Here is a 14327-nt window from a genome sequence, read left to right on the forward strand (position 1 = left end):
GCGGAGTGACCATGCAGACGATCGTCATCAACAATCAGAAGGGCGGGGTGGGCAAGACCATGTTCGCCGTCCATCTGGCCTGGTTTCTGGCCGAGGCGGGCGCGCGCGTTCTCGTCGTCGATCTGGACGGGCAGGGGAACGCCTCTTCGGTGCTTCAGGGCGAACGTCGCGCCTTCCCCTCGGCAGACCTGTTCGAGAAGAAGGCGCCGGCCAAACTCGTCGGCGAGGCGGGGATCACCGTCCTCTATCGCGACGAGCGCCTCCACGCGATCGAGCTTGGCCATGTGCCCTATATGATCAAGCATTTCGCCGCGTTCGCCGATGCCTTCGACTATTGCGTCATCGACACGCCGCCGACGTGGGGCGCGCGCAATTTCGCGGCGATGGCGGTCTGCGATCAGCTCGCGTCGCCGATCGAGCTCAAGGATTTCGCGGTCGAGGGAGTCAAGCAGTTGCTGGGGTCGATCCAGAACGTCGAGATGAAGGGCAGGGGCGGGCGCAAGATCGACTTCCTCGGCCTCGTCGCCTCGCGCTTCAACAGCCACTCGCGCCGCGAGCGCGGCAATCTCGAGGCGCTGATCGGCGCGGTCAGCACCAAGATGATGGTGCCCGGCGTCGTCACGGCGCGTGACGCCTATGAGCAGGCGATGAGTGATCGTATGCCCGTCTGGGCGATCAAATCCCAAGGCGCGAAGACCGCCGCCACCGAGTTGCGAGCGATCCTCACGCATGTGCGCGATCGTATGGTCGCCAAGAAGAAGGATCAGGCGTGATGGCCGAGAATAAGTTCGCGGCACTGGTCGATGGCCTTGAGCTGTCGCTCTCCAATCAGGACAGCTCCATTCAGGTGGTCGCGCTGGCGCTCGACCGGATCAGCAGCGATCCCGACAATCCGCGCAAGTCCTTTGACCCCGAGGCTCTCAAGGATCTCGCGGCGTCGATGAAGGAGCGGGGCATCCTGCAGCCGATCATCGTGCGTCCCGCCGAAGAGGGCCGCTTCATCATCCGCTACGGCGATCGCCGCTTCCGCGCTGCGACGCAGCTAGGATGGCCCACCATCCCCGCGATCATCTCGGAGACGGCATCCGATGAGAACGACATCGTCGACCAGGTCATCGAGAATGATCAGCGCGTCGATCTGACCGCCGCCGAGCTGGCTTCGGCCGTCAAGCGGCTGGTCGAAGGCGGCATGAAACAGGCCGAGATCGCCAAGAAGCTCGGTCGCCCCAAGCCTTTGATCTCGATGTACGCCGCCGTCGCGACGATGCCGCCGCTGCTGGCCGACCTGACCGGCACGCTCGCGATCCGCACCGTCTATGAGCTGTTCCAGGCGTGGAAGCTCGATGAGGCGCGCGTCGAGAAGCTGATTGCAGAGCGTGCCGGCGATGGGATCACCACCGCCGAGGCGCGCGCGCTGGTCAAGGATATCGAGAACCGCGCGGCCAAGGCTGACGAAAGTTTGTCTAAACAAACTCCCGATGCTCCGGTGACCGAACCGATCGCGGAGGCGCCGACCAAGGTCGAGGTCACGCGCACCAAGGCGAAGGCGAAGCCCGAGCCACTGGCGCCGATCTTCGTCGATGTCGGTGGCCGGCGTGGTCGCATCGTCCTGCCTGCCGTGGTCGAAATCCTCTTCGAGGGTGAGGATACGCCCGCCAGCCACAAGCTAGACGAGCTGCGGCCGGTGCGCGACTGACATCGCGCCGCTGGCTGGGACGCGAGCGCGTGCCCGGCGGCGGAGGGCGATAGAACGAGATCCGTGGCAGATTCGTCCTAACTTCGATTCTTATTTGGTGTGGTGGATGGCAGGATAGGCTTCCAGCCGGGTTTTGTGTCACACCATCAATGGCCTTTTTCACGCTCCGCCTCTCCGACGACCTCGCCGCCCGCTTCGACGCGGCGGCCGAGGCGGCGGGCGGGCGCTCGGCGGCGTTGCGCGCGCTCATCCTTCGGGCGTGCGGCAAGGACGGTTTCGAAGCCGTGCCACCGGCATCCGACCGGCGCGCGCTGAAGCGGATCGAGCTGCGCTTCACCGAAGCCGAGCTGGCGCAGATCGACGCGCAGGCCGGTGCGCGAGGGCTGCGTCGATCGGACTGGATCGCAGCTACGGTGCGTGCCCGGCTCGGAGCTGCGGGACCGCCGCCCCGCGACGTGCAAAGCGCGCTCATCGACGCTTGGCGGCAGATCAAGCGGATCGGCATCAACCTCAATCAGGCCGTCCACGCGGTGAACTCGGCCGTGATGGAGGGCAGCCGTCTCGATCTGGCGCGCGAGGCGGCACGCATCGAGCAATTCCGCGACGAGGTGATCGAGCAGCAGGCGGCGATCGGGCGGGCGCTCGATGGCGACCTCAGCTATTGGCGAGGCGCTGAGTGATCCACGAGGATGCCATCGAGTTTCTCGACGAAACCTGGCGCCCGCCCGCCGGCAGTGGCCGTGCAAAGAAGGCGGCCAAGACTCTGCCGTCGCTGATCGGGCTGGCGGCGCTGACCAGAGGCAAGGGCGTTCCGCGGGGCATCAAGGCGAAACTGGCGCGCATCACAGCGCGGGCGCCCGAGGTCATGGTGAAAGTGTCCGGCCGTCAGCGTGGCGGCACCCATACGCTAGCGCACCTCGACTATGTTTCCCGTCACGGAAAGCTCGAGGTGGAGACCGGCGACGGGGAACGGCTGTCATCGTCGGCGGAGCTTGCAGCTCTCGCCGCGGAGTGGGTCGATCATGAGGATCGCACGACCCGACGGCGGGAGCCGCTGACCTCGGTGTCGCTCGTTCTCTCGATGCCGCCGGGGCACGACGCCGAGCGCGTCTGGGAATCGGTGCGGGCGTTCGCGCGGGTCGAACTCGAAGCCTTCCCGTATGTGATGGCGCTCCATACCGATACCGATCATCCGCATGTCCACGTCACGGTTGCGGCGCGCGGGGAGGGGGGACGGCGGTTCAATCCCCGAAAGGAGGATCTCGCACGGTGGCGCGAGACCTTTGCGCGCGAGCTGCGCGCGCGAGGCATTGCGGCCGAGGCGACACCCCGGCGTGCGCGGGGCGTCGTCCAGCGCCATGACAAGATCGCGGTTCGCAAGATCGGCGAGCGAGCCGCCACCAAGCCCAGGGTCCGCCAGTCGGCCGCGAGGAATGCGGCGAAGCTCGCGACCGAAAACCCGCCGAAGCCCAAGGCCTGGGAAACCCGGGCCGTGGCCCGCCAAGCCAAGATCCGAGCGGCGTACAAGCGCGCCGCCGATCTCTTGGAAATGGGCGATGCTCAGGAGCGGACGCTGGCCAAGCAGACGCGCCAGTTCGTCGCTGAGATGCCGAGCCCGGCAACGCGCGATCGCGCCGAGGCCATCCAGATTGCGAAGGAAAGACGACGCTTGTCGCGCGATCGAAAGCCCAAGGAACGGAAACGCTCATAGCTTCCGTCGACAGATGGAGCGTGGCTAGAATTGGTGGCGCGCTGTGTAGGGAGAGGCTGCGGAATGACGGGATCTCGGCAAGCGGATTACAAGCCACGTGAAATGGCGTCACGCTCATGCGCTCGGCCGTCGAGTAGCTGCGCGCTGCCGGCGCTGATGGTCGCGCTTGTCAGCTTGAGGCGCTACTCGGCGAAACGGAAAGTTTGTTCAAACAAACTCCTGAGCGGCCATGCTGATGTCGGAATACGCACTTTGGCGCCGTCCGAAGGGCTCATCACTAAAGGGGGTCATGCACTCGGATCGGATGATAGTGACCTACGATACTCGTCGCCGGTAAGTCGGAGGTGAGGCTGAGCGCCGAACCGGAACCTGGCGAGAGCATATGCGCCTCCATCCCCTCTACGAGCGCGCAGAACATATACTCCAGGATCCCGCCCGCGAATTCGAGCAGCGTGGCGTCTCGCATCATCTTCAGCGGTAGGTCGCAGACAAACATAGTCGGCCTTCCGATGGCTTTGAGCGCCCTCTTTGTCGCATAAGTCCCGATGACCCGGATGCCGATGCAGTAAAGGTACTCGCTACCGTAGATCAGGTAGTGGCCAGAGCCCCCTATCCGAGTGATAAGGCTGCGCTCGTTCGCGCAGAAATAGAGACGTCCTTCGCGGCCACCCATTCGAGACCGCGCGTCCAGGTCGGCAATCGCCTTTTCAAACAAGTCTTCTGTGGCAAGCGGAAAGCTACCGCCAAGAAACAGCTCACGGGCAACGGCGTCAATCTCGTCAGCGCGCAAGATGCGGAGACCGTTTTTGTAAAAGCCCGATACATCGTCGGTCCGTGTTGCGTGGCCCGCGCGGAGGGCTCGAAATTCGCGTCGAAGACGGTCGGCCGTCAGGCTTTTGATTTCAACCGTTCGTCCGGTTGCTCGATAGATCCGCTCATTCAGCCACGAAAGATCGTTCGAGACGACATACTCGGGTGGCTCGTTCACGAACTCGGCGACAACAGCCGGCGTCAGGACATCTCCCAACCGGCGCCAAATCCGCTCCAGCCAGGTAGCGACGAGCGGCAGGCAGAGCACGTCAGACGGTGGACCAGCACGCTCGCTGAGTGCTTCGACTATGACCCTATCTTCGAAGCCGGGTTGCATCGCGCGGCTAAATCACAGGTCTGCCAAGAGTAGGTCATGCCAGAGGGTTAGAGAAACGCAGCTTGTCGGCACGGGTGGTTTGAGTGGCGTATAGGGCGCGCCCGCCAACGGAGCCGCAAAAGTTTGTTTGAACAAACTCCCCGGCGCCAAGCCGCAATGGCCGACGAAAGACGCTCAGCGCGAAGCGATAGCGCTTTCGCCGTTATGAAAGGAATATCTGTTGACCGACAGCCCTCCGACCGAGGACGATCCACTGCGTCAAAAGTGAAATTGAGTGAGGACACTTTGAACACGGGGGGCACTACAATCGCAAACTCCGGCTCGCGCTGGCTACGTTGGGATCCGCATTTCCACGCCCCTGGCACCGCACTGAACGATCAATTCGGGGGGGAAGATGCCGATTTCGACGCATACCTGAAGAAGATCGAGACTTCGGCGCCGGCCATCCGTGCGGTCGGGATCACCGATTATTACCTGCTGGGCACCTACGAGCGGGTTATGAAAGCAAAAGCCGATGATAACCGGCTTTCGAATGTCGATCTGGTTTTTCCAAACGTAGAGCTGCGGTTAGATTTCGGCCTGCCCAAAGGAGGCTGGATCAACGCGCACCTACTTGTCTGCCCCGATGATCCCAATCATCTCAAGGAAACCCGAAATCTTCTGGCCCAGCTGACCTTTCGCGCAGATGGTACGCTCTACAACTGCACCGAAGATGGCCTGATCCGACTTGGTCAGTCGGTAGACGCCAAGCTGGACGGCAAAGCCGCGATCGCGATGGGTGCGACGCAATTTAAGGTCAATTTCCAGCAACTACAGGATGTCTATCGCGACCTGCACTGGGCATCGAAGGATCGGAACATCCTGATCGGCGTGGCTGGCAGCAAGACTGACGGGACGTCGGGGCTTCAAGGCGAGGCCGAGGGCAAAATCCGTCAGGAGGTTGAGCGTTTTGCACATGCCATATTTGCGAGCAGCCCGGCGCAACGCGATTTCTGGCTGGGCAAGAAGGGCCTGAGCCCCGATCAGGTTCGCCAGCGTTACGGCGACCTCAAGCCGTGCATTCATGGCAGCGACGCGCATGAAATTGATAAAGTCGGCGCTCCGGATGAAGATCGGCTATGCTGGATCAAGGGCGAGCCAACGTTCGACGCATTGCGACAGGCCGTCATCGACCCGGAGGGGCGGGCCTACGTCGGCAACACTCCACCGATGCAGGCGCCGCCTTCGCGCGTTATTACTCGAATTGAATTGCTGAATGCGCCTTGGGCGACGACTCCTAACATTGATCTCAATCCTGGGCTTGTTACGATCATCGGCGCGCGTGGTTCTGGGAAGACCGCCCTCGCCGACGCGATCGCCGCCGGTTGTGATGCCGCTGCCGAACATTTGACCGAGGCGTCTTTCATATACCGCGCCAAGCCGTTGCTTGGTGATGCCGAGGTCAGACTGACTTGGGGTTCTGGCGACGCCGTGGATCGCGAGCTGCTCGATTTCGAGTACGATCCCGACTTTGGCGGTCGCTATCCGGCTGCTCGCTACCTTTCTCAGAAATTCGTCGAGAAGCTCTGCGCGGCAGACGGTATGACCGATGAGCTGATGGAAGAGATCGAGCGGGTCATCTTTGACGCGCAGCCCAACACAGACGGTTGCCTGAGCTTTGGCGAACTGCGCGAGCTGCGTGCTAGCCGTTTTCGCGCGGCGCGCGAGCGTGACGCAGCCGCCGTTATCAACCTTTCCGACGCGATCGGGCTTGAGCGCGAAAAGAGGAGCCAGATCGCGTCGCTCAAAGGAAAGATTGAGCAGAAGGAGAAGCTGGTAAACGGCTTCGAGGACGACCGTAAAAAGCTTGTCACCAGCAAGGATACGGAGACCCGAGCCAATGCGCTCGCGAACATCATCAACGCGATCGAGAAGGTCAATCGCAACATCAATCACTTTGTGTCGAAAAAGGAGGCGCTCCTGCGGCTCCAGGATGAGGTGGAGGGCTTCCGTACGTTCACCGCGCCCGAAAATCTGCGCGCGACCAAGGCGAATTACGCCGCCGCCCGTCTTGAAGATGCCGATTGGGAAGACTTCCTGCAGCGATACGCTGGCGATGTGGACGCGGCCCTCCAAGCCAAGATAGCCAAGGCACAAAAAGATGCGGATGACTGGCGCGGCAGTCCGCCCGCACCGCTTGCCGACAAGAGCAAGTCCTACCTTCCCGAAGGCGCGGATCCGAACAAGGAGACACTTACCAATCTAGAGGCAGAACGCGATCGCCTCCAATCGCTCATCAACATCGACGAGGACGCGCGCCGCAAACTCGTCAGTTTGAGCCAGCGTATCGCCACGGAAAATACCGAACTTCAAACTGCACGGGCCGCGCTTGAAGAAGCGGAAAGTTGGAAGGAGCGGTCGAAGGAGCACGATAAGAACCGGCGGTTGGCTTACATCCGCGTCTTCCAATCTGTGATCGCAGAAGAGACCATCCTCAATCAGCTTTATAAGCCGCTGATGGACCGACTGCGAGCGGGCAAAGGTACGTTGGAAAAGCTGTCGTTTACCGCCTCGCGAAAGGCTGATGTCGGCGCCTGGGCATCGGAAGGTGAACAGCTTTTCGACCTTCGCCGAGCCGGGGATTTCAAGGGCAAGGGTAAGATCGAGACCTGGGCGGCTACCAACATGCGTAGCGCCTGGGAGACGGGCGATGCGCCGGCAATCGAACAAGCTCTGCAGCATTTCGCGGATGCATGGCAAGACGAGCTTGTCGAGGTCGCCAACGTCAAAAAGGAGGATGTGATTGCCTATCGCGCGTGGCTGCGCCGCTTCGCGAAGTGGCTCTACAGCACTGAACACATCTCCCTTCAATATGGCATCGAATACGAAGGGACCGACATTACCAAGCTGTCGCCTGGTACGCGCGGCATCGTTCTCCTGCTCCTATATTTGGCGCTCGATGACGCAGACGACCGCCCGCTCATTATCGACCAGCCAGAGGAGAATCTCGACCCGAAATCGATTTACGACGAGCTGGTGCACCTGTTCATTGCCGCCAAGAGGAAGCGGCAAATCATCATGGTGACTCACAATGCCAATCTCGTTGTTAACACCGACGCCGATCAGATCATCGTCGCGACCGCCGGAGCTCACACGCCGGGCCAGTTGCCGCCGATTTCATACCGATCTGGCGGTCTTGATCAGGAGGACATGCGCCGGCAGGTCTGCAATATTCTCGAAGGCGGCGAAGATGCGTTCAAGCAGCGCGCTCGGCGACTACGTGTTGCATTGGAACGCTAATGGTCGACATCGTGGCGCGCTCGGATAGCGGTATCAGCCTGACGGACACGGTTCTCATAAACAGCGTGGTTTGGATCCGTTCGCTCGATGAGGATGAGCTCAATCCATCGCGCCGAATGATCGAAGATCTGATCCCAATGGCAGCCGCCGGCCATTTTGCCTTCGAGGAGAAGGTGGTCACCAGTCGTACTGAATTGCTCGTTCTCCTGGACGCCGTGGCATCTGCCGCCCAGGCGGGTCTGCGCCCGATACTGCACTTCGATTGCCACGGGTCGGCCGCCGAGGGCATCTTCCTGAAGCCGGCAAATGAGTTTTGCGACTGGGCAGAGCTCACCGCGCGGCTCCGCATCATAAACGTCGCGACGGCCAACAATTTGTGCTGCGTCTTCGCTGCATGTTTTGGCATGTGGCACGCAACGCACTTGCGGCTTTCGCAGCCTGCACCTTGGTATCTAGTGATCGCCCCTGAAAATGAGATCAGCGTCGGGGTTCTCGAGGAGCGAACCGCAGATTTCTATCGGGAGGTGTTTGCTAGTGCGAACATCACCCAAGCCTATGAGCGGGTTCTCAAGCCGGACCTCGATCTTATGCTGTGCAAAAAGGTCTTCGCTGAATCACTGACACGGCATATCGCCGTGAATTGTATTGGATCACAGGGAAGAAAGCGACGGGAAGAGGCGGTAACAGCGGTACTGCGCGGGCGCGGGATTTCTTCGCCGACACGCGAGCAGCTCGCGCAAGCTCGACGCGATGTTAAACACAGGTTCCAGGCGTCGCAGTGGGTCATCGATCATTTCGCTCGCACATTTCTCATCGGGCGCGAACCTGGCATCGACGTCGCAGATCTTGCCCGTCTTGCGGACAACTACGCCCGTAGAGAACGCCGTCATCGAGAGCGCGCGAAGAAGCAGCAACATTAGGTGCCAGGGCGCGCTCACGCTCGAAATAGGGCGCACCGCGTCGGCGAAGCAAATGTAGTTCTCGAGAGTAACACCTTGCGAAAGGCCGCCTCTCAGGCACGCCTCCCGTTTGTGTCGATTCAGCTAGGCTTCTCCGCTAACGTCAATCATCGCCGCACATTATTAAGAACACGCGAGGCGGAGTTGCTTCGCACCGCCAATTTGCGACCGTACCTCAGCGCTGTCGCAGGTGACGACCAGCGTAAGGTGAGCGCGATGCCGGCTCCATCTTCGCCCGCGGCGAAGAGATCCTGCGTCAACCCAACTCGTAGTGAGTGGGTCGAGAGCGCGGCGATTGCCGCGTCGAGCTTTCCTGTCGGCAATTCGACAAGCCCTGCCTCGACCGAAGCAAGCGCTATGCGCCGGTAGATGCCACACACGCCTTGTCGGGTGAGTGGCGTTTCACCGATTGTATAGGTGACCTGCGCTTCGATAGCAGGTGAACCGCGCAGGCGCTCCCGCCAGTGCCGCGTATTGCCAGCCATCAGATGATAGGGTCGGGGAGGGATGGCGTCGCGGGCGCGGCGGCGATCAATTCCAACCCGACGAAACAGGGGGCCGCTCTCGATCCCACTATACTGCAGCCACGCCTGAACGCGCCGCATCGTTTCGGCCGAAAGCCATGCCCAGCTTCCCTGGCCTTCCTGGTCGGTTTTCGACCGCGGGATGTAGAGCAAGCCGGTCCCGTCAGCCTGCGGATCGATATGATCGACGGCGGCTGCCGTGAGCTCGCTTACGCGCAAGCCCGCGTCGTAGCCGGTGGACAGCATAGCGCCATCGCGCAGTCCTTGCGGATCGCTCATGCAGGCGTCGAGTAGTGCCGAAATCGTAAAGCCTGGAAGCTCGCCGAGGGCGCCACCGAAGCGCAGCGGCGCTGCCTGGCGCTGCACCGTGCCTTGACGCCGGCGATTGGCGCGCAGTGCGTTTCGGACCATCGGGTGATCCGTCGGCAGGCCTTCCTTTTCGCCGATGCCCATCAGGCGGTGCGCACTGGCGATGCTGGCAATGCGACGTGCCAACGTCGCTGGCTTTCGGCCCGCCGCTTCCAACCAGCGCAGATAGAGGACGAGCGTCTCCGGGCCTGCCGGTAGGGCGACAGATCCGTTTTCGGCACACCAGCGGCCAAAGCAATCCATGTCGGCCGCGATCGCAGCCTTGGTGGCCTCGGCCATCGCCTCGAGCGCCGTTTCCACGCCGAGCTGGCTGACGGGCGGCAAGTCCGACGCAAGCGAGGATGCGATAGTTCGCAGCAGCCGCTGGTCGACAGGCTCGGCCATTCCCCGCGGGCGGCGCTGGGGGAGGGCCGTGCTGTCGATCCGGTGGAGGACGATCTCGCCGCCGCTGGTCACGGAAGGTAGAGTCTCACCAGCGCGACCTCGTCGAGCGACGCAAACCGCACGAGCGCCCCCGTCGGGCCTTCGGGGTGGACGCTTGCGGGCGGAAGAAGCTGGCCGGCTGCGACACCTGCGTCAAAGGCCGCAAGTTCGGCCGCTGTCAGCGAATAAAGCGTCGAATTTTCCCCACCAATCTGTCGCATCGTTTCCCCTCATCATAGGCGAGGCCACGAGCGGCAGCCTGTGGCTCTAATCTTACCATAACGATCAATTATGGAAAGTGCGTATAAAAGCGTCTTAGAAGTGCCTAGTAATCATCCAATCACTAGCGTACTGGTTCACCGTGGCCGCAGCGAAAGATGCCTTGATCCGCTATGCGGCGTCGGTGGGGGCGTGCCGGTCAGCGTGGCGCCTCGCCGATGCCGACGTCTGCGAGACAGTGGCGATCGGCCTCATATCAAGCGCTTGGGACGTACTCGTTCGCGACGCAGGGCGTGGCGACGTTGGGCGGGCGCATGAGCATCGGCTTGGGTCAGAGGGGATCCTCATGGCGAACGATGGGGCGCGCCGGGATGCCCTGCTCGTCCTGTTATCCGAGCGCGGACAACCGGCGATGAAGCGCGCCGCCGCCCAGTTGGTGAAGGCGACGAAAGCGCGCCGTCGTTTCAACGAAGAGCAAAGCGCGCTGATCGAGATCGCAGATGAAGCCTTATCCCTTGCGGAGGGACCATCTGGTCGCATCGCGCAGACACTGATCGATTGCGGCGGGCATTCGCTGCCGCTCGTCCAGATTGCGCGCACCGTAGACCGCCTTCGTCTTGATCCTGATTTTGCGGAAGCGATGGGTTCCGAGGTCCGGCACGCCATGCCGCGAGGCACGTTCAGCCATTATGTGCCGGCCGCCCCCGGGGCGGCCTGGGCACTCAATGTCGCTCTGCTGCTGAAAGGATCACCACATGCCGCGCTTCCCGCGCCAGGCCTTGTCGGACGGACCGCGTTTCGCCCAGATCTCGAGAACGAAGAGCTCTGCGATGAACTGATCGGGCAGGCGGCGTCTGCGATGAATTCGGCAGAAAGTTTGTTTGAACAAACTTCCGTGGATCTCACCCGGGGGCGGGAAATGCTCGGCCATCTTTCCCGAAATGCCAGCGCCTTTGAAGCCTGGAAGCTGGTGGCAGCGGTAAAGTCGATCACTCGCTCCCAACTTGCGGGCGCGCTTGGACTATCGCGTGCCGGCGCGGACATTCAAGCGCGCGTCCTCGCAGAAGCCGGTCTCGTGGAGCTTGGTCGAAATGGACGAATAGACTGGAAGCGGAAGCAGCCTCGATCGCTGCAGGCGCCGCAACCTCTTCCCGAGGGATTGAGTCAGGCGACCGCCGAGGTCGATGCAAGTCTGGCTGAGCTTGATCGGCTCCTCGCGCGGACCAACAGAAACCAGGCCGACCACTAGGTGAAAGACGAGCGTATCTGCCGCTAGGCGAAGAGGCAGCGCTCGCCGTCGCCCCGCAGGGCACGTGGTAATTCAATTCGTTCACTCGGATGGGGCTTCGTATCCGACGTCGCCGGTGAGATATTCATCGCTGCGACCATCCAGGCCGCCGCCGCGGTCGCCGGAGCCATCCAACAGGCGAACGCGGCGCACCAAAGTGCCTCCAAGACATTCTCTTCCGACGAAATTTGAATAGGCATCAGCCGTTCCTTTCAGAAACTTTGCGCTACGAAGGGCCTGGCGTCCGATCCATTGGGAGAGGTACGTAAGTGGGTCCTCAACACCAGCGGAAGGGGCGGTCCGGGAATCTACGAATTCCGCTTCACCCATCTCAGGCTGATCAAACGAGGCGGACATCTGCGGGCGAAACCCGCGACGTCCAGTTTCGCGGTCTGGCTCCGTGAGCCTGACGGCCGCACTGCGCGGCTCAGCCGCGCGGCTCATGAGGAAGGAGATGTCTCGTGAAGAAAACCGACGCACAAGTGCAGCATGACGTGATGGCCGAGCTCGAGTGGGAGCCGAGTGTCGATCACGCCGACATCGGCATCGCTGTCAACGACGGTGTCGTCACGCTTTCGGGCTATGTGAAAGCCTATCCCGAGAAAATGGCGGCCGAACGCGCGGCGCGGCGCGTTGCCGGCGTTCAGGCGATCGCCGAAGAGATCAAGGTCCGCTTCGCATCCGATCCCAAAACGGCCGACCACGAGATCGCCAAGCGCATCCTCGACATGTTCGCCTGGAACGTCTCGATCCCGGACGACTGCATCGAGGTCAAAGTCGAGCATGGCTGGGTCACGCTCAGCGGCACGGTCGACTGGTTCTACCAGAGCAATGAGGCTCGCAAGGTCGCCGGCAAGGTCAGCGGCGTGGTCGGCGTCAGCAATTTGCTCGAGGTCCGCAAGTTGCCGACAAGTCGCGACGTCAAGGATCGGATCATGGCGGCGTTCAAGCGGCAGGCCGATCTCGATTCCGGAAGCGTAACCGTGGTGACCGACGGGAGCACGGTTCGGCTCGGCGGCCGTGTGAAGGCCTGGCACGAGCGCGGGATCGCCGAGCGCGCCGCGTGGGCGGCGCCCGGCGTCACCAAGGTCGTCGACAACATCGTCATCGCCTACTGACCATACATCGGCGAGATGGCGGCCGCCCGATCGGGCGGCCGTTTTCTTATCCGTAGCATCACGCATATCGATGCGACCGGCTCAGCCATAGCCTCGCCTGGCAATGGATGGAGGCGATCATGAAGAACATCTTCCTGCTGGTGCATGACGACATCGGCCAAGAGGCGCGATTGCAGGCGGCGCTCGATCTGACGCGGGCGATGGATGGGCATCTCACCTGCGTCGATGTCTCGGTGATGCCGATTTTCATGGGTGATTATGGCGCCGGCGAGGCGATGGTGCTCGCCGCCGAGCGCCAGCAGGAATCGAGGAATAAGGCCGCGATCGAGGCGCGGCTCGCTAGCGAGGACGTCCCCTGGGACTGGATCGACGCACTCGGCAACCCCAGTGAATGCGTCCTCGGCGCCGCCAATCTCGCCGACCTGATCGTACTCAATCTCAGAATGGACGACGCGCCTGAGGCCGAAATGCGCGACGTCGCTAGCCGGACCGTGATGCACGCGCGCAAGCCCATTGTCGCGGTGCCGCCAACGCTTGACCGCTTCGAGATCGGACGCGTTTTGATCGCCTGGGATGGTCAAGGGTCCGTTGCGTCGACCATGCGCGCCTGTGTTCCCCTGCTGAAGCTCGCCGCCGAGGTGCGGCTTTTCATGGCCCATCGGCGCAATATCGCGGCGAGCGCGGACGACGCGGCAGAATATCTGTCGCGGCACGGCATACAGGCGACGGTTCATTACGGCCTGGACGACGGCATTCGCACGATCGACACGCTCATCGAGGAACACGCCCAGCTCTTCCGGCCAGATTACATCATGATGGGCGCCTATAGTCATGGCCGCCTGGCCGAGCTGTTCGGTGGCAATACCAAGCGCATGCTCGCGCATAGCAAGCGGCCCCTGGTGCTCGGACATTGATAGGAGATCGGGGGGCTGCGTCGGATGCCGGCGCTCCCTGACGATGATTTATTGCCCGGTTTCTCCCAAGAAGGACAGGCGACTGAGCCATTCATCTCTCATGCCGGGGCGTGCCTCGACGTCACCGATGATCATGTGCTGGACGGGGCTGATCCCGGAGAATTTGAGGATATTGCGCTCTAGGCTCTTCACGCTGTGGGCGCCGTAGTAAGCGCGATAGACGAGTGCGGGCATGCCCATCGTCACGACCACGAGCGCCGATCGGCCCTTGAGCGCCTTCTGCGGACCTTTTCCCGTTTGCGGTTCGAACGCGAAGCCGGGCCGCATCACTTGCTCGAGGAATCCCTTGAGCAATGCGGGCATATCACCGAGCCAGAGCGGATAGAGAAATACGAGATGGTCGGCCCAGCGGATCGACACTTGCGAGCGCTTGATATCGAAATCGATATATTCGCCTTCCCAATCGTGGCGCGAGCCCAGCAGGGAAAATTCAAGCGCTGAAACCATGATGCGGCGAACCTCGTGACTGGCTTTCGTCGCACCTTCGGCATAGCGGTCGGCGAGGGCGTGAACGAACCGCGCTGGGTCTGGATCGGGATGCCCGTCGATGATCGCAATGCGCCTGAGTGTCACGTGCCGCCTCCGCCATGGCCGATAAGATCCATGTTGGTGACTGTGCT

Annotated in this window: 14 protein-coding genes; 9 read left to right on the forward strand and 5 right to left on the reverse strand. The window is 62.0% G+C overall.

Features of this window, described 5'->3' with window-relative positions; all coding sequences use genetic code 11:
• Positions 1-11 precede the first annotated feature (11 nt).
• The 4 genes from FHS31_RS14640 (at position 12) to FHS31_RS14655 (ending at position 3407) form a co-directional block, all read left to right on the forward strand.
• Positions 12-773, forward strand: a complete 762-nt coding sequence (locus FHS31_RS14640; protein ID WP_167074870.1) for a ParA family protein — start codon at positions 12-14, stop codon at positions 771-773.
• A complete protein-coding gene (locus tag FHS31_RS14645; protein WP_167074872.1) occupies positions 773-1696 on the forward strand; it encodes a ParB/RepB/Spo0J family partition protein in 924 nt (307 codons plus the stop codon). The genes FHS31_RS14640 and FHS31_RS14645 overlap by 1 nt, the downstream gene beginning before the upstream one ends.
• Positions 1697-1845: 149 nt before the next feature.
• Positions 1846-2376, forward strand: a complete 531-nt coding sequence (locus FHS31_RS14650) for a plasmid mobilization protein (protein ID WP_167074874.1) — start codon at positions 1846-1848, stop codon at positions 2374-2376.
• Complete coding sequence (locus FHS31_RS14655; RefSeq protein ID WP_341786373.1) at positions 2373-3407, forward strand: relaxase/mobilization nuclease domain-containing protein; 1035 nt, start codon at positions 2373-2375, stop codon at positions 3405-3407. Before FHS31_RS14650 ends, FHS31_RS14655 begins: the two co-directional genes overlap by 4 nt.
• A 277-nt stretch (positions 3408-3684) precedes the next feature.
• Here the strand turns inward: FHS31_RS14655 and FHS31_RS14660 are convergent, their stop codons facing one another.
• Positions 3685-4554, reverse strand: a complete 870-nt coding sequence (locus FHS31_RS14660; protein WP_167074876.1) for a hypothetical protein — start codon at positions 4552-4554, stop codon at positions 3685-3687.
• A gap of 285 nt (positions 4555-4839) precedes the next feature.
• On the opposite strand from FHS31_RS14660, the gene FHS31_RS14665 reads away from it, so the two are divergent.
• Positions 4840-7833 carry a TrlF family AAA-like ATPase gene (locus tag FHS31_RS14665; RefSeq protein WP_208408750.1) on the forward strand — a complete coding sequence of 998 codons (2994 nt, stop codon included), beginning with the start codon at positions 4840-4842 and terminating at the stop codon, positions 7831-7833.
• Positions 7833-8753, forward strand: a complete 921-nt coding sequence (locus tag FHS31_RS14670) for a hypothetical protein (RefSeq protein WP_167074878.1) — start codon at positions 7833-7835, stop codon at positions 8751-8753. The genes FHS31_RS14665 and FHS31_RS14670 overlap by 1 nt, the downstream gene beginning before the upstream one ends.
• A gap of 146 nt (positions 8754-8899) precedes the next feature.
• Here the strand turns inward: FHS31_RS14670 and FHS31_RS14675 are convergent, their stop codons facing one another.
• Positions 8900-10069, reverse strand: coding sequence for a tyrosine-type recombinase/integrase (locus FHS31_RS14675; RefSeq protein WP_208408751.1), 1170 nt, complete (start codon positions 10067-10069; stop codon positions 8900-8902).
• Positions 10070-10137: 68 nt separating this feature from the next.
• Positions 10138-10329 carry a hypothetical protein gene (locus FHS31_RS14680; protein ID WP_167074882.1) on the reverse strand — a complete coding sequence of 64 codons (192 nt, stop codon included), beginning with the start codon at positions 10327-10329 and terminating at the stop codon, positions 10138-10140.
• 344 nt (positions 10330-10673) lie between these two features.
• On the opposite strand from FHS31_RS14680, the gene FHS31_RS14685 reads away from it, so the two are divergent.
• The gene (locus FHS31_RS14685) at positions 10674-11576 is read left to right on the forward strand and encodes a hypothetical protein (RefSeq protein ID WP_167074884.1); all 903 of its coding nucleotides are present in this window, start codon (positions 10674-10676) and stop codon (positions 11574-11576) included.
• Between the two features lie 81 nt (positions 11577-11657).
• On the opposite strand, the gene FHS31_RS14690 is transcribed toward FHS31_RS14685, so the two are convergent.
• Positions 11658-11945: a hypothetical protein gene (locus FHS31_RS14690; protein WP_167074886.1), complete on the reverse strand. Its 288-nt coding sequence runs from the start codon at positions 11943-11945 to the stop codon at positions 11658-11660.
• A 131-nt stretch (positions 11946-12076) separates the two neighbouring features.
• Here FHS31_RS14690 and FHS31_RS16765 point away from each other — a divergent pair, with 131 nt between their 5' ends.
• Both FHS31_RS16765 and FHS31_RS14700 read left to right on the forward strand, forming a co-directional pair.
• Complete coding sequence (locus FHS31_RS16765) at positions 12077-12733, forward strand: BON domain-containing protein (RefSeq protein ID WP_341786374.1); 657 nt, start codon at positions 12077-12079, stop codon at positions 12731-12733.
• Between the two features lie 119 nt (positions 12734-12852).
• Positions 12853-13647: a universal stress protein gene (locus FHS31_RS14700; RefSeq protein ID WP_167074888.1), complete on the forward strand. Its 795-nt coding sequence runs from the start codon at positions 12853-12855 to the stop codon at positions 13645-13647.
• Positions 13648-13695: 48 nt separating this feature from the next.
• Here FHS31_RS14700 and FHS31_RS14705 read toward each other — a convergent pair whose 3' ends face one another.
• Positions 13696-14280 (reverse strand): NAD(P)H-dependent oxidoreductase, encoded by a 585-nt coding sequence (locus FHS31_RS14705; protein WP_167074890.1) that lies wholly within the window; start codon positions 14278-14280, stop codon positions 13696-13698.
• Positions 14281-14327 lie beyond the last annotated feature (47 nt).

Source organism: Sphingomonas vulcanisoli, assembly GCF_011761305.1.
In the GTDB taxonomy this organism is placed as follows: domain Bacteria; phylum Pseudomonadota; class Alphaproteobacteria; order Sphingomonadales; family Sphingomonadaceae; genus Sphingomonas_I; species Sphingomonas_I vulcanisoli.